Origin of the sequence: Pseudomonas fluorescens, from assembly GCF_005938625.1 — a bacterium.
Lineage (GTDB): Bacteria > Pseudomonadota > Gammaproteobacteria > Pseudomonadales > Pseudomonadaceae > Aquipseudomonas > Aquipseudomonas fluorescens_BD.
In genome coordinates this window covers 1-18,794 of sequence record NZ_VCNJ01000012.1, presented here as the reverse complement: position 1 = coordinate 18,794, position 18,794 = coordinate 1, and the positions used below count along the sequence as shown (strand labels likewise).

The window sequence follows — 18,794 nt, the reverse complement described above, 5'->3', positions numbered from 1 at the left end:
CGTGGGGAGTTTCGGCGGTTATGCTCGGAGCCCTCCTCACTGCCGCAAGGATTCGCCATGCAGTTGTCGTTTCGCACGTTGTCGGGTTTCACTTGTTCGTTGTGTTTTTTGCTGGCGTTGGCCTGGGGCTTTGTCCCGGACATGCTGCTTGCGATCTGGAGCATCGAGTACTCCGACGCTGCCGGGTTTGTCGCGCGGCGCAGTGCGGTGTTGTTTGCGGCGTTGGGAGTGATGTTTTATCTGGTGCGCAACGCACCGCCGTCGCTAGGGCGCAATGCGCTGAGCAACGGGTTTATCGTCGGTTGTTTTGGTTTGGCGGTGTTGGGGTTTGCGGAATGGCTGAACGGTCATGCCGGCCCCGGGATTTTGCTCGCGGTGCTGGTCGAGTTCGCGCTGGGCCTTGGCTTTGTGCAGGCCCGGCGCGTGACGGTCGAACTGGGTGAAACGGTGCGTTAAACGACTCTGGAGCGTGGGCTGTAGTGATGTTGCACAGTTTGCTGGTTCAGATCCGAGCGCAGCCCGGCGATCAGTTCGTTGATTTCACGACAGCCATTGAGGTGGCTGGCGTCGATGCCACTGACCAGCAGATCGACCTGATCGGTCTGGTGATCGCCGAAAACCTTGACGGTCATCGACAAGTCCGGCGACAGCGTGCACTGGCAGCGTTTCGGCAGAAAACTGCTTTCAATGATATTGCGTAGTTCCAAGGCAGACAGAAACATGGCGAAACCCTCTCCTTACTGTGAGATGCCAATCAAGTATTCACGCTGACCGTTGCTGCGCCTGCACGGGTGTGTCCCCGCTGTTTCCCTGGTGCGACAAGCGGTGGTACTGCGAAATGCCCATTGGAGTGTAGGCGCCCAAGGCCGGTGCGCCGCACTGAAAAGACGCATAAAGCGTGCCTTTCATCGGTTCATTTTCACCCTCATGAAATCAAGCACTTGGCGGCGGTGCCAGTATTTGGCTACTTGCAAATTGCAAGAATGGCCTCGGCGGGTACTGCAATTTGCAACTCGTCGCTGGTTTGCAATCACGGCCCATGACGGTAAGAATGCCCGTCATCCACCCTACACCCGCACGGAGGCTTCCATGGGTTCTTTCCGCGTTTACGCGACCACCGGGCTGTTCATCGCCAGCCTGTCCACCCTCGCCCACGCCGCCAAGCTTGAAGACGTCGCGCCGTACCCGAAGGCTGAAGCCGGGTTCACCCGCCAGGTCATTCACTTGCCCAAGCAAGAGCAGGAAGAGAACTTCCAGGTGGAAATCCTCGCCGGCAAAACCCTTGAAGTGGATTGCAATCGCCAGCGTTTGGGCGGTGTTCTCGATGAGAAGAATCTTGAAGGCTGGGGTTATCCGTTCTATCGCCTGGAAAAAGTCATCGGCCCGATGAGCACGATGATGGCCTGCCCGCCGGGCAGCCAGAAGAAACGCGCCTTCGTGCCGGTCGTTGGTGACGGTTTCATGGTGCGTTACAACAGCAAGTTGCCGGTCGTGGTGTATGCGCCGTCGGACGTCGAAGTGCGTTATCGCATCTGGTCGGCGTCGGACAAAGTCGGTACAGCCCTGCAGGAATAACCCGAGCAAGGAGTGCTTCGTTTGATTACCTGCCACGTCCGATATGTCATTGATCCATACCAATTGCCCGAGTTCGAGGCCTACGCCAAGGCCTGGCTCGGCATCGTCGAGCGCTTGGGCGGCACGCATCACGGCTACTTTTTGCCGTCCGAGGGCGCGAGCAACATCGCTTATTGCCTGTTCAGTTTTCCGTCACTGGCGGATTACGAAAGCTATCGGCACATCGCGATGACTGATCCGGAAAGCACCGCACTGGTGGCCAGCCTGGTCGAGAAGAAGTTCATCGTCAGCTACGAGCGCAGCTTCCTGCGCCCGTTGCTGCCGTAAGCCGCTTCACGCCGAGACGCCGCACAACGCGGCGCGCTCGGCGACATGGCGCAGGCTGTCGAAGTTGATATTGGCGCCCGAGTCGATCGCCACGAATGTCTGCTCGCGCACCCCGGTTCGCGCTACGTATTGCTTGATTCCCGCCACGGCCAGAGCGCCGGAAGGTTCGGTGATCGAGCGGGTATCGTCGTAGATGTTCTTGATCGCCGCGCAAAGGTCGTCGTTGCTGACGGTGATTACCTCGTCGACGCAAAAGCGGCAAACCTCAAACCCGAACGCGCCGATCTGCGCTACCGCCACGCCATCGGCGAAGGTGCCGACATTGGGCAGCACGACGCGTTGATCGGCTTCGAGCGCGGCCTTCAGGCACGCGGAGTGTTCCGATTCGACGCCGATGATCCGCACTTCCGGGCGCAGGTATTTGACGTAGGCTGCGATGCCGGCGATCAGACCGCCACCACCTACCGGGATAAAGATCGCGTCCAGGGTGCCTTGATGCTGGCGGAGGATTTCCATTGCCACTGTGCCCTGCCCGGCGATCACCTCCGGGTCGTCAAACGGAGACACGAAGGTGCGCCCGGTTTGTTCCGCCAATTGCAGCGCATGGGCCAGCGCGAACGGGAAACTCTCGCCGTGCAGCAACGCTTCAGCGCCACGACTGCGCACACCCAGCACTTTCAATTCCGGCGTTGTCGCTGGCATGACGATGGTCGCCGCGATCCCCAGTTCGCGCGCGGCCAACGCCACGCCTTGCGCGTGATTGCCGGCCGATGCGGTGATCACTCCGCGCGCCTTCTGTTCATCACTCAATTGCACCAGTTTGTTGTAGGCGCCACGGATCTTGAAGGAAAACGTCGGTTGCAGGTCTTCACGCTTGAGCAGAATCCGGTTGCCCAGCGCCTCCGACAGCGCCGGCGCCGCTTGCAAAGGCGTGCGCACCGCGATGTCGTACACCGGCGCGGCGAGGATCTTTTTCACGTAGTGCTCAAGCAGGGTTTGTTGGTCGTATGTGTAACTCATGAACATCTCCTTGGCAGAATTCACACGGTCCCTGTAGGAGCTGCCGGAGGCTGCGATCTTTTGATTTTGTTTTAGAAAAATCAAAGTCAAAAGATCGTCCGATCGCGGCCCGAGCCTTCGGCAGCTCCTACATGAGCCACATTTCAAAAAACCCGGAGACAGAAAGTAAAAACCCGCCTCTAGGGCGGGTTGGGTGCTGCAGTCGTGAGCTAGCCCGCCAAATGAGGAATGGCGGTAATAATAATTGGCTGGCAACGCGATACAGTCGAAGTCATGGGCTGGAAATTAGCCTGCGCGCTACTGGCAAGTCAATGGCCAATTTTGCGTGGTGACGTTAGTCTGGCGACTCTCTCATCACACCATGGAAGGCTTGCATGATGTCTATCGCCCTGCCCCTCACGGCTTTGCTCGCGTTTAGCGGTTATACCGTTTCGGTGATGCTCCAGGCTGAACAGTCGTTGATCGACTTTGGCATCAGCCTGATGTCGCGGCCCGATACCGCGCAGGTGGTGATTGATCTGTATCTGCTGGCGACACTGGCCGGCGTGTGGATGGTCAAGGATGCGCGGTCGCGTGGGCAGTCGGTTTGGTCGGTGCTGCCTTATTTGTTGTTGACGGCGGTTTTTGTGTCGATCGGGCCGTTGTTGTATCTGGTGGTGCGTGGGGTTCGCGAGCGTCGGAAGGCGGTGGAAAAATGCAACCAGATACTGTGAACACCTGAAAACCCTGTAGGAGTGAGCCTGCTCGCGATAGCGGAGTGTCAGCCAAAAATAAGGTGACTGACACTCCGCTATCGCGAGCAGGCTCACTCCTACAATGGAATGTCGTGGGATTCAGGGCTTTTTTACGGCGACGAACGCGGCGGTTTCGTAAGGCACCGTCACCACATCCCTGCCACGCAGCGCCGGCTCTGCGGCAATCAATGCACGTATCTGCTCATCGACCTTCGCCCGCTGCGCCTCCGGCAGCGCGGCGATGAAACTGGTCGAGCGCACGCGGTTGAAGATCACGTCTTCCGGCGCGCCGGTATGGCCATGGTGAAACCGTTCGACTTGCAAAGGCGCGAACGCCGGGTGCGGAAACGCTGTGCGCCAAGCACCTGTGTAGTAGCGTGGCGTGTCACCCTCCAGCGCATTGACGATGGCGTCCAGTTTCGGCACCCAACTGACCTGGGTGTCACGCAGGTTCCAGATCAGCCCTAACTTGCCACCGGGCTTGAGCACCCGGGCGATTTCGCTCAGTGCCTCGGTGCTGGCGAACCAGTGAAACGCTTGCGCGCAGATCACCACATCCACGGAAGCGTCGGGCAACGGCAAGTCAGTCGCTGTGCCGCTCACGGCCAGCACTTCAGGCCAGGCATCCGAGAGTTTTTCGAGCATCTGTGCCACCGGCTCAACCGCGATCACTTGCGCACCGGTCGCCACCAGACGCCCGGTGAACTTGCCGGTGCCCGCGCCCAGATCAATCACGGTCTTGTGCCCATCCAGGCCCAGTGTTGCGGTCAGCCATTCGCTGACCTGCGGTGGATAGTCCGGCCGCCCTTTGACGTAGGTGTCGGCGGCGGTTTTGTAGCCGGCAGCGGCTGAGTGATGGACGTGGTCGGTCATGGCAACGCTCCTTACGACAAAACATCGGATCGACGGCAGACGCTGACGAGCATAGCGCTTGAATTTACGCTGAACTTGAACAGTCACTGATAAAGCAATGAATAAAAATTCACGCTGTGGTGTTCAAAGTGAAACATAACCCTCTGTGGAGCCTTGCCCATGACTATCCGTTCCGTTATGTTCGCCGCCCCGTTGTTACTGGCCGCCGCGATGTCCAGCCATTTGGCCTTCGCCAACGGTGATGAAGAGGCTCCGGTACAGAAACCCGAATGCCCGAAAGGCCAGGTCTGGGACAGTAAAACGCAGAAATGCGTGCTGCAAACCAGCAGCCTGTTGCCGGACGCTGACCGTACCGACTACGCCTATCGCCTCGCCAAGGTCGGTCGCTATGAAGAAGCCCTGGCGTTGCTCGATACGCTCAAGCAACCGAACACCGCCAAGGCCCTCAACTATCGCGGTTATGCCACACGCAAACTGGGGCGCACCGACGAAGGTATCGGCTACTACCTGCAATCGGTGAAACTCGATCCGCAATACGCGCAAGTGCGCGAATACCTCGGCGAGGCCTATGTGATCAAAGGCCGCGTCGATCTGGCGCAGGAACAGTTGCAGCAAATCCAATCGATTTGCGGCACGTCCTGCGAGGAATATCAGGACCTGGCCGAAGCCATCAACGATTCATCGAAAACCTGAGCACTTATAAGGGCCGCCATCATCGTCAACGATCAGGCATTCAGAGCAGAACTCGGACAGCATCTGGCGCGACTGTGGCGCTACGGTTTGTTGCTGTCGCGCAATCGGCATTTGGCCGAGGATCTGGTGCAGGCCACGTGTGTGCGGGCGCTGGAGCGCGCCGGTCAATACGCCGCCGGCACGCGTATGGATCGCTGGTTGCTGAGCATTCTGCATTCGATCTGGCTCAATGAAGTGCGCGCTCGTCGCGTGCGTCAGGGCGCGGGTCAAGTCGATGCCGACGGCCAACTGGCGGTCGATGGTGAGTATGCGGCGCAGACTCACGTGATGGCGGCGCAGGTGATTCGCCGCGTCGACGCGCTGCCGGAAATCCAGCGCGAAACCGTTTATCTGGCCTATGTCGAAGGCTTGTCCTACCGCGAAGTCGCCGAAATCCTGCAAGTGCCGATCGGCACGGTAATGAGCCGTCTGGCCACCGCCCGCCTCAAACTCGCCGAATACCCACCATTGCAGGCAGTACCGAAAACCACCGAAGGAGACCGTTGATGAACACACCTTCGGATGAACAACTGGTCGCCTATCTCGACGGCGAACTCGACGGTGGATATCGCGATCAGCTCGACAATGCCATTGCCGAAGACTCGCTGCTCAGTCTGCGCGTGCAATGGCTTAGCCGCAGCAACCTGCCGTACAAGAGCGCCTATGACGAACTGGCGCAACAGGCGCCGCTGGATCGTCTGCAAGCGCGGCTGGATGCGATTCCTTCACCGCAGCGCCCGGGCTTCAACCGCCGCTGGTTTATCGCTGGCGCCGCCGCAGCGCTAGTGGCCGGTGGCGTGTTGGCCGACCGCTTGTTCCTCGGCTGGCATGCCGCGCAATCAAACAACTGGCGCGCATTGGTTGGCGATTACATGGCTCTGTACGTGCCGCAGACGCTCGATCATCTGCCCACCGACGAGGCGACCCAACGCGCGCAATTGCGCACGATTGATGCACGCCTTGGCCTGAACCTTTCGCCAGCTAATTTGAAGTTGCCTGGTGCCGAATTCAAACGGGCGCAAATGCTTGAGTACGACGGCGTACCCATTGCACAGATTGTTTATCTGGATGCGAAGCATGGACCGTTGGCGCTGTGCGTGACCCGTTCGAACAGCGGCAGTCAGCCGCTGGCGCACGAGCGTCGACATGAGATGAATGTGGTGTATTGGACTGAGCGTGAACATGCGTGGATGTTGATCGGACGTAACTCGGCGGGAGAACTTGAGCAACATGCGGGACTGCTGCGCTCACAACCGCTGAAAGTGTAAGAAAGCTGCAGGCCTTCGCCGTCTCCAAATCGCGGAAAACCAGCGCTGAAGATGACGACTGATCCAGCGCTTTCGCGGGCAAGCCCGCTCCCACAGGGACTTCGGGTGTTCATACTCTCTATGTACATCCAAACCTGTAGCTGCGGCACGCTGCGATCTTTTGACTTTGATCTCGAAAATCAAAATCAAAAGATCGCAGCGTGCCGCAGCTCCTACAAGGATATTGCGCGATAACAGATACAGCGTTCGACTTTATGCGGTAGTGGGCAACCACAACCGGAACCGTGCCCCGCCCAACGGCGAAGACTCAACCGTCAACGTGCCGCCCTGCGCTTCCAGTGCTCGACGGCTGATCGCCAATCCAAGTCCAAACCCACCCGTAGCCCGATCACGACTGCGATCCAGTCGATAGAACGGCTCGAATATCCGCTCGCGCTCATCATCGGGAATGCCGATGCCGTCATCATCGACCCAGATCTCACAGCCCGCAGCATTGACCTGCACGCCAATCTGAATGCGTTTCTCGCAATAGCGCATGGCGTTGCGCAGCAGATTCTGGATCGCCCGCGCGGTCAGGCGTGGATCGAGCGAAAAACGCTCCAGCTGACCGTGCAACAACACGTCGATGACGATCTCCGGCGATTCCAGCTCTTCATCAACGCTGCCCAGAATGCTGTCGATGAACTCGTCCAGCGACACTTCGACCTGCTCCGGCAGTTGCGCTGGATTTTGCAAACGGCTGTAAGAGAGCAGCTCCAGCACCAGTTCATCCAGCTCGCGAATGTGCGCGACCAGCCCCAGCAAACGCTCGCGGCTGGCGGTCGGCAAGTCATCGGACAGTGCCAGCGCGAGACCAAAGTCGAGACGCGTCAGTGGCGTGCGCAGTTCATGGGACACGGCGTTGAGCAGATCGCGTTGCTGATTGAGCAGGTTTTCGATGTCACCGGCCATGGTGTCGAAGACATTGGCGAGGCTGCCGATGTTGGAACTCTGGGCGATTTTCGTGCGCTCGCTCAAATGACCTTTGCCGAAGCGCTCGGCGGTGCCTTTGAGGCGTTCCAGATCGCGCCAGTGCGGGCGCAACCACATCAGCAGGCAGGCGAGCAGGCTCGCGCCGATCAGCACGTTGATGCTCCAGTACAACAGATTGACGTCCAGCGGATCCGGCGGCACGACCATTTGCACGGCAGTGGTGTCGTCCAGCGGCGTCACCGCCAGCGTGCGCCAGCCCCAGTCGCCGATACGCACGACGTTCTCACCGCGGCGCAGTCGTTGCTGCTCGATGGCGGTGAACTCGGCATCGTCGATCCGCGCGAGGACGATGTGCAGCGGCTGGAAATCCTTGTCCATCGACGCCGCCAGCGCCGGCCACTGCTCATGTGGCACTGCGTGAAACTGGCGGGTGATCAGCGATTGCAGGCCGCGCGAATAGTCGAGGTTGTAGGTGACGAAGCGATCCCGGAAGGCCATGACCACCAGATCCGGCACCAGATAGATCGCCGCGCTGTACGAGACGATCGTCACCAGATACAGGCGAAACAGGATGCGAAACATCAGCTCAGCATTCCCACTCGGAACGGCTGAACAGATAGCCTTTGCCCCACACGGTCTTGATCTTGCGCGCTTCGCCAGCGTGGTCGTCGAACTTGCGGCGCAGCTTGGAGATTGCCACGTCCACCGAGCGGTCGGTGCCGTTGAATTCAATACCGCGCAGACGCTGCAGGATCTGGTCGCGGCTTAACACTTCGCCGGCGTGACGGGCCAGCACCACCAGCAGGTTGTATTCGCCGCTGGACAGCTCGACCGGTTGATCGCGCCAGGTCACGGTGCGCTCGGACAGGTCAATGCACAGATTGCCCATCAGGATGCGGTCATTGGCGGTCAGCGGTTCGCCGAGGCTGCTGCGGCGCAACAAGGTGCGCACCCGTGCCAGCAACACGCGCGGTTCGCAAGGTTTTGTGACGTAATCGTCGGCGCCCATTTCCAGGCCCAACACCTGATCGTGGCTGTCGTCTCGGGCCGTCAGCATCAGGATCGGCAACGTCGCCGAATCGGCACGCAACAAACGGCAGACTTGCAGGCCATCGAGGCCCGGCAGCATGAGGTCGAGGATCACCAGATCGGGCGGATTGACCCGCGCTCGCTCACGCACGTGGTCGCCACGGCCGATCACACTGACGGAATAACCGTTGCGTTCCAGGTAGCTGGAAATCAGTTCGGCGAGGGCGGTGTCATCTTCGACCAGGAGGATGTTGGGCATGGGTGATCCAGATATTGCTGTGGTGGATGTCAGACCGCTTTCGCGAGCAAGCTCGCTCCCACAGTGGTTTTGCACTGTTCACAAAACTTATGTGGGAGCGAGCTTGCTCGCGAAAGCGGTTTAACCGTCACAAAAGAATTCAAGACCTGAAGGATATACGCCCTCGCCCATCCCTGAGCAAAACCCTTACACAATTTCACACAGCGCCTACAAAGCTTCACCGCTAATCTCGGCGTCTGCCCGTAGGATGCGGACATCAATATTGGGGGTTGTACATGTCGAACAAACTGCTGGCCGGGCTCGGCCTGATCGCGATGGCGTTGACGCTGAGCGCCTGTGATTCGTCCTCGAAGGCAGAGGATCAGGCACCACCGGCCACGGTGCGTATCGAGACGATTGAAGCGCACCCCCTGACGATCAGCAGCGAACTCAGCGGCCGCATTGCCGCGCCACGGATTGCCGAAGTGCGCGCACGGGTGGCAGGAGTGGTCTTGCAGCGCACCTTCCGCGAAGGCAGCGACGTGAAAAAAGGCGACGTGCTGTTCCGCATCGACCCGGCACCGTTCAAGGCTGACCTCGACAGCGCCGAAGCCGCGCTGCGCAAAGCCGAGGCCAATGCGTTCCAGGCAAAACTGCAAGAGCAGCGCTATGCCCAGTTGATCGATGACCAAGCCATTAGCGGCCAGGACTACGACAACGCCCGCGCCAATGCCCGGCAAACCGCCGCTGACGTTGCGGCCAACAAGGCTGCCGTCGAACGGGCAAAACTGAACCTCGGTTACGCCACCGTCACCGCGCCGATTTCCGGCCGAGTCGGCCGCGCACTGGTGACCGAAGGCGCACTGGTCGGGCAAAACGAAACCACGCCGCTGGCACTGATTCAACAGCTAAATCCGATTCACGCCGACCTCACTCAGTCGACCCGTGAACTCAATGAATTGCGCCGCGCGTTCCGCTCCGGGCAGTTGCAGGAAGTCGGCCAGGATCAGGTCAAGGCCACGCTGATTCAGGATGACGGCAGCCTGTATCCGCTGCCGGGCAAATTGCTCTTCAGCGACATCACCGTCGACCCGGGCACTGGCCAGATCATTCTGCGCAGCGAATTCCCCAATCCGGATCTCGACTTGCTGCCCGGCAGTTTCATCCGCGTGCGTCTGGAGCAGGCAACCATTCAGAACGGCATCACCGTGCCGCAGCGTGCCGTGCAGCGTGACAGCGCCGGCATTGCTCAGGTGCTGACCGTCGATGAACAAATGCGCGTCGCCGAGCAACCGGTGCAACTCGGCGCGGTGCAGAACAATCGCTGGATCGTCACCGGCGGCCTCAAGCCCGGCGACCGCATCGTCATCGAAGGCCTGCAACACGCCCGCCCCGGCGAAACCGTGCAGATCGACGACACCCCTCTTCCACTTGCCCAGACCTCTGGTCAGTAAGCAGGACGCTTTTCTATGCCGCAGTTCTTTATCGACCGCCCGGTGTTTGCCTGGGTCGTCGCGTTGTTCATCCTGTTGGCCGGTGCGCTGGCCATTCCGCAGTTGCCGGTGGCGCAGTATCCCGACGTCGCCCCGCCGCAGATTGAAATCTACGCCGTGTACCCCGGTGCCTCGGCGCAGACCGTCGATGAGAGCGTGGTCAGCCTGATCGAGGAAGAGCTCAACGGCGCCGATCACCTGTTGTACTTCGAATCGCAAAGCAGCCTTGGCAGCGCGACGATCAAAGCCACGTTCCAACCGGGCACCAACCCGGAACTGGCGCAGGTTGACGTGCAAAACCGCCTCAAGGTGGTCGAGTCGCGCCTGCCGCAAGCGGTCAATCAGCAAGGTTTGCAGGTCGAAAAAGTCTCGTCCGGCTTCCTGTTGCTGATCACCCTGACGTCCAGCGACGGCAAGCTCGATGACGTGGCGCTCAGTGATTACCTGGCGCGCAACGTGATGAACGAGATCAAGCGTCTGGATGGCGTCGGCAAGGCGCAGTTGTATGGCGCCGAACGGGCCATGCGCATCTGGATCGATCCGCAGAAGCTGATCGCGTTCAACCTGACACCGGCTGACGTCAATGAAGCCATCGTCGCGCAGAACGCTCAGGTGTCTGCCGGCAGCATCGGCGACCTGCCCAATCCGTCGAACCAGGAAATCACCGCGACCATTCTGGTGAAAGGTCAGTTGTCGACGCCGCAAGAGTTCGCCGACATTGTGCTCAAGGCCAATCGCGACGGTTCAACCGTGCGCATCGGCGATGTCGCCCGCGTGGAAATCGGCAGTCAGGAATACCAGTTCGGCACGCGTCTCAACGGCAAACCGTCCACCGCCGTCGGCGTGCAGCTGTCGCCGGGCGCCAACGCGCTGAACACCGCGACGCTGGTGCGGGCGAAGATGGATGAGCTGGCGCGCTACTTCCCGGCAGGCGTGGAATACAAGATCCCGTATGACACTTCGCCGTTCGTCAAAGTCTCGATCACCAAAGTGGTTTACACCTTGGGCGAAGCGATGTTGCTGGTGTTCGCGGTGATGTTCCTGTTCCTGCAGAACGTGCGCTACACGTTGATCCCGACGCTGGTGGTGCCGGTGGCGCTGATGGGCACGTTCGCGACCATGCTGGCGCTGGGCTTCTCGATCAACGTGCTGACGATGTTCGGCATGGTGCTGGCCATCGGCATTCTGGTGGATGACGCCATCGTGGTGGTGGAGAACGTCGAACGGATCATGGCCACCGAGGGCCTGTCGCCCAAGGAAGCCACGCGCAAAGCGATGACGCAGATCACCGGTGCAATCATCGGCATCACACTGGTGCTGGTGGCCGTGTTTATTCCGATGGCGTTCATGCAAGGCTCGGTCGGGGTGATCTACCAGCAGTTCTCGCTGTCGATGGCGACGTCGATTCTGTTCTCGGCGTTCCTCGCCCTGACCCTCACACCGGCATTGTGCGCGACGCTGCTCAAGCCGATTGCCAAGGGCGAACACCACGAAAAATCCGGGTTCTTCGGCTGGTTCAACCGCCGCTTCGAGCACCTGACCGATCGTTATCAAGGCTGGGTCGGCTATGCGCTGAAACGCAGCGGTCGTTACCTGTTGATCTACGTCGTGTTGCTGGTCGGGCTGGGGCTGTGCTTCGCGCGCCTGCCCTCCTCGTTTCTGCCGGTGGAAGATCAGGGTTACACCATCACCGACATTCAACTGCCGCCCGGCGCCACCAAGAATCGTACGGTGGCCGTGGCTGAACAGCTGGAGGCGCATAACGCCGGCGAGCCGGGGATCAGCGACAGTGTGGTGATTCTCGGTTTCAGCTTCTCCGGCAGCGGCCAGAACGCAGCGTTGGCATTTTCGACGCTGAAGGACTGGTCGCAGCGTGGCAGTGATGATTCCGCCAGCTCGATTGCCGATCGCGCCAACATCGCGCTGAGCGAGATCAAGGACGCCATGGCGTTTTCGGTACTGCCACCGCCCGTGGATGGCCTCGGCACATCGAGCGGTTTCGAGTTCCGCTTGCAGGATCGCGGCGGCCTCGGCCATGCCACCTTGATGCAGGCGCGCACTGAACTGCTCGCTGCAGCCGAAAAGAGCAAGGTACTGATGAACGTGCGCGAAAGCGCGCTGGCCGAAGCGCCGCAAGTGCAATTGGTCGTGGATCGTAAACAGGCGAACGCCTTGGGCGTGTCGTTTGCCGACATCGGCAGTGTGCTGTCCACTGCGGTCGGCTCCAGCTACATCAACGATTTCCCCAATCAGGGGCGCATGCAGCGGGTTGTCGTGCAAGCCGAAGGTGATCAACGCAGCCAGGTGGCCGATCTGCTGAAAATGCATGTACGCAACAACACCGGGCACATGGTGCCGCTGTCGGCGTTCGTGCAGGCCAACTGGATTCAGGGCCCGGCGCAGCTGACCCGTTACAACGGTTACCCGGCGATCGCGATTTCCGGCGAACCGTCAGCGGGGCACAGTACCGGTGAGGCCATGGCGGAAATCGAACGTCTGGTAGCGCAGGGGCCGAAAGGTCTGGGTCAGGAATGGACCGGGCTGTCGTTGCAGGAACGCTTGTCCGGTAATCAGGCACCGATCCTGCTCGGCCTGTCGTTGCTGGTGGTGTTCCTGTGTCTGGCGGCGCTGTACGAGAGCTGGTCGATTCCGACCTCGGTGTTGTTGGTGGTGCCACTGGGTGTGCTCGGCGCAGTGCTGGCCGTGACGTTGCGCGGGATGCCCAACGATGTGTTCTTCAAAGTCGGGCTGATCACCATCATCGGCCTATCGGCGAAAAACGCGATCCTGATCATCGAATTCGCCAAGAGCCTGTATGACGAAGGGCACGATCTGCTCGATGCAACGTTGCAGGCAGCTCGCTTGCGCCTGCGGCCGATTGTGATGACTTCGCTGGCGTTCATTCTTGGTGTGGTGCCATTGGCCATTGCCACGGGTGCCAGCTCGGCGAGTCAGCAAGCGATCGGCACCGGGGTGATTGGCGGGATGATTACAGCGACGCTGGCGGTGATTTTCGTACCTGTCTTCTTCGTCGTTGTCATGAAGCTCGTACAACGCTTCACCAAACCCCACTGATCCAAACTGTAGGAGCTGCCGCAGGCTGCGATCTTTTGACTTTGCTTTTTGCAGATCAAAAGATCGCAGCCTGCGGCAGCTCCTACAAAAGCAGGGTTGCGTACGCTATGGTGCAGAGACAGTTCACCAACGTGAGTCCCCATGCGCTTCCTCGCCCGCACCCACCCTCGCCTGTCTGCCGCCGCCCTGTTCGGCCTTGCCACCGGACTCCTCGTCCCCGCCGATTCCATCGTCAGCAAAATCCTCATCGGCTGGAACGCCGGTGTCTGGACTTACCTGATCCTGATGTTCTGGCTGACCGTGCGCGCCAAGGCCCCGGACGTCAAACGCATCGCTGAAGTCGAAGACGAAAACGCAGGGCTGGTGCTGTTCGTGGTGTGCATCGCTGCCCTCGCCAGTCTGGCGACCATTACCTTTGAACTGGCTGGCAGCAAGGATCTGGAAACCACACTCAAGCTCATGCATTACGGGTTTACCGCCCTCACGGTGATCGGTTCGTGGCTGCTGATCGGAGTGATTTTCTGCGTGCACTACGCGAGGTTGTATTACACCTGCGATAGCAAGGAGCCGGCGCTGCGTTTCGCCGAAGGACTGACCACGCCCAACTATTGGGACTTTCTGTACTTCTCCTTCACCATCGGCGTGGCAGTGCAGACTGCCGATGTCGGGGTGGCGACGCGGGAAATCCGCAAAATTGTACTGGCGCAGTCATTGATCGGATTTGTCTTCAACACAGCAATTCTTGGATTTTCGATCAACATTGCCGCGGGGCTATTCGGCTGACGACAGCTCCAGACGTCGAGCAGTGCCCGCCTGCGACATGATCGCCAAACGAGCCAGCCAGCCACATCTTGATGCGTTTTTTAGCACAGGCGAATCAAGGCATGATGGCTTGCAGTATTAAACGTGTACTGCATACAAAAAAAACAACTAAGCAATCCGCCAAAGCATAGATTCTCCCGCTTGTACACCTGTCAACTCTGACAGTATACAAAATACCGCACACGCGCTTACATGTGACATCCATGCATTAAGCTGGATCTGGCTTATGGATAGGTACCCCATTAAATTCGGAGAACATTCATGAATGCGCCACTGAACGTAAATATCAAACGTATAAACTCATTCACCGCAAAAATACTACGCAACGAAACACAAGATTTTAACGCTAACTATTTCAAGCTGGAACGGGGGGAATACCCAGGTTTTGAGGGTATTCAATGGACACTTATTGCCGCGCAAATTGATCGGATTGGGGAACGGGTCGACACGAAAACAATTACACTGATTTTCCCAGAAGATACTGCAAGCGGCACTTTCTTCATCCCTGAAGCGACCAAAGGTCTCTCCATCGACTACGTCGACTCCAGCGATGCTGAACCTTATATCCATCTTGCCACCAAAGGCGCAGTATTCCTGACCATTACTCGAAAAGGCGATGAGGTCAGTGAAGTCTCTGGAAATTTCGATGTAACCGTCAGCGACGCAAACGACACCTCGTTTAAAATTTCTGGCGAAGTACGTTACAACACCGCTATCTACTGAAAACAACACTACAATAAAAAGGAAGCTAGGCTTCCTTTTTATTTATCTTTATCATCAACTACCAACACTAAAAATTATAACTAACCCCGACGCTAGCACTCCAATCCTGACTCACGGCTTTCCCGGTACTTGTATTGGCTTCACTGTAAAGCTGCCAACTCTTCCCGGTAGGCGTCCAGTTCACTCCCGCGCCAAACTCGAGAGCAGTCGTCGAGAGATCGTTAGTAAACCGCGTGTCATTCACGCTGACCTCATTATTTTTTATAAACTCATGTGAGAGTGCGACTTTCAATCGGGGTTGCAATTTACCACCATTGGCCAAGGCCATTTCACTACCTATGGCGGTGCCGAGCTTACCGACCAGTGAGCGGGTGTGATCATTGCTTACGCGCAAGCCGTTATCGAGTGTGTAATCTTTGCCCCGCGCGACGGCAGTCGCGACCTGAGTGAAGGGTTCCAGGAACATGCCATTTTCAAAGGCAATATGTTTGCCGACCTCGACCGAACCACTGCCGGCCAGATTCTTGTAATCACCTTTGGTTCGCGTTCCATCACTCATGGTGACCTTGGCACTGTTGTCGAACTGGTTGATTTTGGCGACGGAGTCAACGTAAATACCTGTCGCAGCATCGTACCAGGTCAAATAAGCCCCCACATATCCGCTGTTGATAGTGGCGTTGCTACCGCGCCTCAAATCCATATCGGTTTTGCTGTATCCGACAAAGCCCCCCGCAAGCCATTGACCATCTCCTATCGGTAATGGTGCATCAACCCCCACCGACACGCCTGTCTGGTTCTGTGAATAACCGTCACCATAGGCATTGGCAACATTGTATTGATTGCCATAGGTTCGGATCCAGATTCCGGTTTGAGATTGACCTGTCGACTGGGCACTCACACTCGGCTCAGTGCCGTTCAAGCGCCTATCACCCAGTCGATTATTCAGCGTGGTCATTTCTGCATAGAGAATGGTCGGCGCTGTTGCGGCAATTGCCAGGGCCGTATTGGTACCTGTGCTGACCGTCTCCTTGTTCGGAGCCAGGTACAAAGCTTCCCCATCCTTTAACAGTTTATAAGTGAACGCCCCTGCATCCACGGAACCATTTAACAAAGCGAACGCGGCATCGCCAGTCGCAACGTTGCCGATTTTCAAAGGGTTACCAGAGGCTGGCTCGTTGGCACTGGCAGCTATCAATAACTGATGGCTCCCTGTAGCCGTACCGGAAACATTCAAAAAATCACTTCTATCAGCGGCAAGATCTGCTCGCATCGCAAAAACACCAGCGCCCGACAGATTGACGATATCAACACGATTAAACGCATCACCGCCAGTCAAATCAACAGTACCGCCATTAAGATGTAGTTTACTAACCAGGTTGTTTCCGGTCATTTTCCACTGAGCTCCGTTATTCACATCGACGCTCGTGGAGTTGTAAATATTTCCCTGAACAATGGAAGCGGAGTCAATAACTACTGACGCACCACCCGGGGCATCATTAATAATATCTCCTTTGAGAAAACTACTGTTATTGAGATTGACCGCTGTTGCATTGTGAACATTCCCTGTCAATGCACTATCACTCTGCAACGTAATATTGGCGGAGGCACCATTTGCAACTTCAATATTACCCGCCAGCGCACTGCTCTCAACCGTGAGATTGACTAACCCACCGTTGCCAACCTCTAATAAATTGCCATTGCCGCTAACCAGATCGGATCGGATGGAATCGGGCACATCTTTTTAACGCTTTCAACAGGAGCTTTCTCTCCTTTGGGGGTCAGAAAAATCCTGTGGAGTGTCACTGGAACACCAGCTGCGTCGCGGATCAGCGCGACAATTGCTGGAAATTCACCTTCACAAACACCGTCCTCATTGTACGACCGGAGTTTTGGGTGGAACCGCAACGTAGCCGCATAACCAGGAGCATCCCAATTAAGGATTTTCCTTGAGCTCAGGTAAAGTCTTGCTGGCTCAGCCTGAACTGTACTTAGAGCTAAAGTTTCGCTCCAGATTTTTTTCAGGATGTAGCGGATACGCACATCGTTTTCTTTCTGATCTTGAGCTTGTTTCTCTCTCAATCTCTGTATGTGCGCAGCTTCCTGTTGATTGTCGTGTGCGGCTTTTCTTTCGTCTTTACGATCTTTGATGTTGAGGTATTCCCCTACCTCTTCAACAGCGTCCGCAAATACATATCGACCGTTGTAGGATTGTCGGTACCACATGAGCAAAGCGAAACCATCTCCTTTGAACCCACATGTGTTGCAACCGCCAGCGCCTTTAAATGCTCCGTCATCATTCTTCTTGAGCATTCGGAAACCATCAACCCCGCCATGCACCGGGCATGGGGAGCGTTTACCAACCTTTTTACACGATGGACTGATTCCAGGAATAATGGCACTTAGTATTTCCAACCACTTACCTTGAGCAGCCTCGCGCACAGTCTTTGCATTCAAGTTTCGCATGGTGTACCTCCAGGTTTAGCCCCGTCTGGGACTTCCCAAAACCCTCCAAGAGGGCTTTGGGAAGCCTCAGACAGGGTTTGGAATCTGGGGGTACACTCTCCCTAAAGGAGGTGTCCCCCTTTAGGGAATTAGCACGATTTTTCCGACAGTTACTTTTTCGGATCTGGCGTGCTTGGATTTTTTGTCGGCGGGATGTCGCAGAGTTGCTGCATCAGCCTGACGAATGAATCATCAGACAATGCTGCGACAACAACCCGATTGGTGTCTGTCGTTTTCTGTTGGTTACTCATGATGAGTCCTCAATAAACGACAATTACGCGACCACATAAGAGAATCTCAATCACATGAGATCCGGCCAAAAAATGGTCCTGATCAATTTGTTTGAGTCCAGCTATGCGGAAGCTTGAGATTTCAGCAGCCATGGGATTACCTCTATTCGAGGCGAAGCTGCTCCCCAGCGGGAAGAAGCCCCGCGTGGGTGTGCCTTTCGGCGATGGGTGGGTGTGAGTTTAAAGTGGTCACCGGTCACTATCGAACGATCAGCCTCATGGCTGACCGAAGGAATCTTCTTTCGTCGGCGTACTGGCCGCGAAAGGAGACTCTAAAAAAGCCCCCTAAATAGGGGGCTTGAATCAACGTGCCTTTTTACGATCGTCGAGGTGATAAGCAAGCCAAAAGGCTGCGCCTATAATGCCGACCACGAAAAGCATTGTGGATGTCACGTATATACCAAGGGGACTCATCATTACGAATTCCTCTTCAGTGGACTTGGGTTGAGTCTACCAGAAAATCGATAGTGTCAACCGCCTCTGTCGAGAAAGCCGACAAGGATCACCAGGGCTAACGAGCCTACGATCATGATCGCACCGAACGTACCGAGAACAACCGACCAGAAAAGGCCATCGATGCTGAGTTCTGAAGTAGTAGCGATCAAGAATATCCCTGTGACAAGAAAGCCACCCCCCAGACTGAGGAGCGCATCTTTGATCCAGAGCAATATTAAGTTTTTCATCTTTCACTCCGTAACGCCCTCCTTTCAGGCTTGGGTTATTGGGCCCACAAAGAAAGGGTCATGGAGATCCCCAGGAAGGGATTTCCCCTTCATGGGTTGCGAGCGCAGCTCGACTTTAAACGCAAAAACCTCTAAGCGCTTTTAACGCGTCAGATGAATTTACGACTGCAAGAACAGTGTTATTAATGTGATCAGGATATCTAGCACTTAGGAAGCTCCGTTGTGAAGGCTTCGCCCCTATCGGGCAGAGGCCCGGTAGGGTTGTGTAAGGTGGGTGTTTAATTTAAGTGATCACCGGTCACTATCAGACGAACAGCCACAAGGCCGCACGAGAGAATCTGCTTTCGTCGGTATTGACGACCGCGGAAGTAGACTCTGTTCAAAGAATATACGAAACCATCGAGCGTGCAAGAAGCCTTGATCTGGTCAAACGATACT

At 57.1% G+C, this 18,794-nt stretch carries 19 protein-coding genes and 1 pseudogene; 11 read left to right on the top strand and 9 right to left on the bottom strand.

Going from position 1 to position 18,794, the window contains the following annotated elements; all coding sequences use genetic code 11:
• Nucleotides 1–57: 57 nt before the first annotated feature.
• Complete coding sequence (locus FGA82_RS09080; RefSeq protein ID WP_141126831.1) at nt 58–456, top strand: hypothetical protein; 399 nt, start codon at nt 58–60, stop codon at nt 454–456.
• Here FGA82_RS09080 and FGA82_RS09075 read toward each other — a convergent pair.
• A complete protein-coding gene (locus tag FGA82_RS09075; protein ID WP_007912157.1) occupies nt 453–722 on the bottom strand; it encodes a DUF1652 domain-containing protein in 270 nt (89 codons plus the stop codon). The two genes, FGA82_RS09080 and FGA82_RS09075, sit on opposite strands and share 4 nt — an antisense overlap.
• Nucleotides 723–1,089: 367 nt before the next feature.
• On the opposite strand from FGA82_RS09075, the gene eco reads away from it, so the two are divergent.
• Together eco and FGA82_RS09065 are read left to right on the top strand one after the other, a co-directional pair.
• Nucleotides 1,090–1,575 (top strand): serine protease inhibitor ecotin, encoded by a 486-nt coding sequence (gene eco / locus FGA82_RS09070; RefSeq protein ID WP_141126830.1) that lies wholly within the window; start codon nt 1,090–1,092, stop codon nt 1,573–1,575.
• A 21-nt stretch (nt 1,576–1,596) separates the two neighbouring features.
• Nucleotides 1,597–1,902, top strand: coding sequence for an NIPSNAP family protein (locus tag FGA82_RS09065; RefSeq protein ID WP_064362707.1), 306 nt, complete (start codon nt 1,597–1,599; stop codon nt 1,900–1,902).
• A gap of 24 nt (nt 1,903–1,926) precedes the next feature.
• On the opposite strand, the pseudogene ilvA reads toward FGA82_RS09065, so the two are convergent.
• A pseudogene (gene ilvA / locus FGA82_RS09060) lies at nt 1,927–2,928 on the bottom strand (threonine ammonia-lyase, biosynthetic); the annotation flags it as partial.
• Between the two features lie 368 nt (nt 2,929–3,296).
• Here ilvA and FGA82_RS09055 point away from each other — a divergent pair.
• Entirely contained in the window at nt 3,297–3,635 is a 339-nt protein-coding gene (locus tag FGA82_RS09055) for a DUF2834 domain-containing protein (RefSeq protein WP_141126828.1), read from the top strand.
• A 120-nt stretch (nt 3,636–3,755) separates the two neighbouring features.
• Here FGA82_RS09055 and FGA82_RS09050 read toward each other — a convergent pair whose 3' ends face one another.
• Nucleotides 3,756–4,529 carry a class I SAM-dependent methyltransferase gene (locus FGA82_RS09050; RefSeq protein WP_141126827.1) on the bottom strand — a complete coding sequence of 258 codons (774 nt, stop codon included), beginning with the start codon at nt 4,527–4,529 and terminating at the stop codon, nt 3,756–3,758.
• A 159-nt stretch (nt 4,530–4,688) separates the two neighbouring features.
• Between FGA82_RS09050 and FGA82_RS09045 the strand changes: the two genes are divergently transcribed.
• The 3 genes from FGA82_RS09045 to FGA82_RS09035 all read left to right on the top strand — a co-directional run bounded on the left by FGA82_RS09045 (nt 4,689) and on the right by FGA82_RS09035 (nt 6,529).
• Nucleotides 4,689–5,222 carry a tetratricopeptide repeat protein gene (locus FGA82_RS09045; protein WP_141126826.1) on the top strand — a complete coding sequence of 178 codons (534 nt, stop codon included), beginning with the start codon at nt 4,689–4,691 and terminating at the stop codon, nt 5,220–5,222.
• Nucleotides 5,223–5,285: 63 nt separating this feature from the next.
• Nucleotides 5,286–5,768 carry an RNA polymerase sigma factor gene (locus tag FGA82_RS09040; RefSeq protein WP_432767138.1) on the top strand — a complete coding sequence of 161 codons (483 nt, stop codon included), beginning with the start codon at nt 5,286–5,288 and terminating at the stop codon, nt 5,766–5,768.
• Nucleotides 5,768–6,529, top strand: a complete 762-nt coding sequence (locus FGA82_RS09035) for a transcriptional regulator (protein WP_141126824.1) — start codon at nt 5,768–5,770, stop codon at nt 6,527–6,529. Before FGA82_RS09040 ends, FGA82_RS09035 begins: the two co-directional genes overlap by 1 nt.
• Nucleotides 6,530–6,781: 252 nt before the next feature.
• Here the strand turns inward: FGA82_RS09035 and FGA82_RS09030 are convergent, their stop codons facing one another.
• Together FGA82_RS09030 and FGA82_RS09025 are read right to left on the bottom strand one after the other, a co-directional pair.
• A complete protein-coding gene (locus tag FGA82_RS09030; protein WP_141126823.1) occupies nt 6,782–8,083 on the bottom strand; it encodes an ATP-binding protein in 1,302 nt (433 codons plus the stop codon).
• A 4-nt stretch (nt 8,084–8,087) separates the two neighbouring features.
• Nucleotides 8,088–8,789 (bottom strand): response regulator transcription factor, encoded by a 702-nt coding sequence (locus FGA82_RS09025; RefSeq protein ID WP_007912171.1) that lies wholly within the window; start codon nt 8,787–8,789, stop codon nt 8,088–8,090.
• A 275-nt stretch (nt 8,790–9,064) separates the two neighbouring features.
• On the opposite strand from FGA82_RS09025, the gene FGA82_RS09020 reads away from it, so the two are divergent.
• The 4 genes from FGA82_RS09020 to FGA82_RS09005 all read left to right on the top strand — a co-directional run bounded on the left by FGA82_RS09020 (nt 9,065) and on the right by FGA82_RS09005 (nt 14,881).
• On the top strand, nt 9,065–10,222 hold the full coding sequence (locus FGA82_RS09020; protein ID WP_141126822.1) for an efflux RND transporter periplasmic adaptor subunit: 1,158 nt from the start codon (nt 9,065–9,067) through the stop codon (nt 10,220–10,222).
• A gap of 15 nt (nt 10,223–10,237) precedes the next feature.
• The gene (locus FGA82_RS09015) at nt 10,238–13,336 is read left to right on the top strand and encodes an efflux RND transporter permease subunit (RefSeq protein WP_141126821.1); all 3,099 of its coding nucleotides are present in this window, start codon (nt 10,238–10,240) and stop codon (nt 13,334–13,336) included.
• A gap of 141 nt (nt 13,337–13,477) precedes the next feature.
• Nucleotides 13,478–14,119: a DUF1345 domain-containing protein gene (locus tag FGA82_RS09010; RefSeq protein ID WP_141126820.1), complete on the top strand. Its 642-nt coding sequence runs from the start codon at nt 13,478–13,480 to the stop codon at nt 14,117–14,119.
• A gap of 300 nt (nt 14,120–14,419) precedes the next feature.
• A complete protein-coding gene (locus tag FGA82_RS09005) occupies nt 14,420–14,881 on the top strand; it encodes a hypothetical protein (RefSeq protein ID WP_141126819.1) in 462 nt (153 codons plus the stop codon).
• A 67-nt stretch (nt 14,882–14,948) separates the two neighbouring features.
• Here FGA82_RS09005 and FGA82_RS09000 read toward each other — a convergent pair whose 3' ends face one another.
• The 4 genes from FGA82_RS09000 to FGA82_RS08990 all read right to left on the bottom strand — a co-directional run bounded on the left by FGA82_RS09000 (nt 14,949) and on the right by FGA82_RS08990 (nt 18,356).
• Nucleotides 14,949–16,616, bottom strand: coding sequence for an autotransporter outer membrane beta-barrel domain-containing protein (locus FGA82_RS09000; RefSeq protein WP_141126818.1), 1,668 nt, complete (start codon nt 16,614–16,616; stop codon nt 14,949–14,951).
• Nucleotides 16,565–17,344: a DUF7146 domain-containing protein gene (locus FGA82_RS08995; protein ID WP_141126817.1), complete on the bottom strand. Its 780-nt coding sequence runs from the start codon at nt 17,342–17,344 to the stop codon at nt 16,565–16,567. The genes FGA82_RS09000 and FGA82_RS08995 overlap by 52 nt, the downstream gene beginning before the upstream one ends.
• Nucleotides 17,345–17,493: 149 nt before the next feature.
• Nucleotides 17,494–17,634 (bottom strand): hypothetical protein, encoded by a 141-nt coding sequence (locus tag FGA82_RS32085; protein WP_161806076.1) that lies wholly within the window; start codon nt 17,632–17,634, stop codon nt 17,494–17,496.
• A 509-nt stretch (nt 17,635–18,143) separates the two neighbouring features.
• On the bottom strand, nt 18,144–18,356 hold the full coding sequence (locus tag FGA82_RS08990; RefSeq protein WP_064363716.1) for a hypothetical protein: 213 nt from the start codon (nt 18,354–18,356) through the stop codon (nt 18,144–18,146).
• Nucleotides 18,357–18,794: the final 438 nt, after the last annotated feature.

Coding starts and splice junctions, on each gene's coding strand:
- FGA82_RS09080 (WP_141126831.1), top strand. CDS start 58: ATGCAGTTGTCGTTTCGCACGTTGTCGGGTTTCACTTGTTCGTTGTGT.
- FGA82_RS09075 (WP_007912157.1), bottom strand. CDS start 722: ATGTTTCTGTCTGCCTTGGAACTACGCAATATCATTGAAAGCAGTTTT.
- eco (WP_141126830.1), top strand. CDS start 1,090: ATGGGTTCTTTCCGCGTTTACGCGACCACCGGGCTGTTCATCGCCAGC.
- FGA82_RS09055 (WP_141126828.1), top strand. CDS start 3,297: ATGATGTCTATCGCCCTGCCCCTCACGGCTTTGCTCGCGTTTAGCGGT.
- FGA82_RS09050 (WP_141126827.1), bottom strand. CDS start 4,529: ATGACCGACCACGTCCATCACTCAGCCGCTGCCGGCTACAAAACCGCC.
- FGA82_RS09045 (WP_141126826.1), top strand. CDS start 4,689: ATGACTATCCGTTCCGTTATGTTCGCCGCCCCGTTGTTACTGGCCGCC.
- FGA82_RS09035 (WP_141126824.1), top strand. CDS start 5,768: ATGAACACACCTTCGGATGAACAACTGGTCGCCTATCTCGACGGCGAA.
- FGA82_RS09030 (WP_141126823.1), bottom strand. CDS start 8,083: ATGTTTCGCATCCTGTTTCGCCTGTATCTGGTGACGATCGTCTCGTAC.
- FGA82_RS09025 (WP_007912171.1), bottom strand. CDS start 8,789: ATGCCCAACATCCTCCTGGTCGAAGATGACACCGCCCTCGCCGAACTG.
- FGA82_RS09020 (WP_141126822.1), top strand. CDS start 9,065: ATGTCGAACAAACTGCTGGCCGGGCTCGGCCTGATCGCGATGGCGTTG.
- FGA82_RS09015 (WP_141126821.1), top strand. CDS start 10,238: ATGCCGCAGTTCTTTATCGACCGCCCGGTGTTTGCCTGGGTCGTCGCG.
- FGA82_RS09010 (WP_141126820.1), top strand. CDS start 13,478: ATGCGCTTCCTCGCCCGCACCCACCCTCGCCTGTCTGCCGCCGCCCTG.
- FGA82_RS09005 (WP_141126819.1), top strand. CDS start 14,420: ATGAATGCGCCACTGAACGTAAATATCAAACGTATAAACTCATTCACC.
- FGA82_RS08995 (WP_141126817.1), bottom strand. CDS start 17,344: ATGCGAAACTTGAATGCAAAGACTGTGCGCGAGGCTGCTCAAGGTAAG.
- FGA82_RS32085 (WP_161806076.1), bottom strand. CDS start 17,634: ATGAGTAACCAACAGAAAACGACAGACACCAATCGGGTTGTTGTCGCA.
- FGA82_RS08990 (WP_064363716.1), bottom strand. CDS start 18,356: ATGAAAAACTTAATATTGCTCTGGATCAAAGATGCGCTCCTCAGTCTG.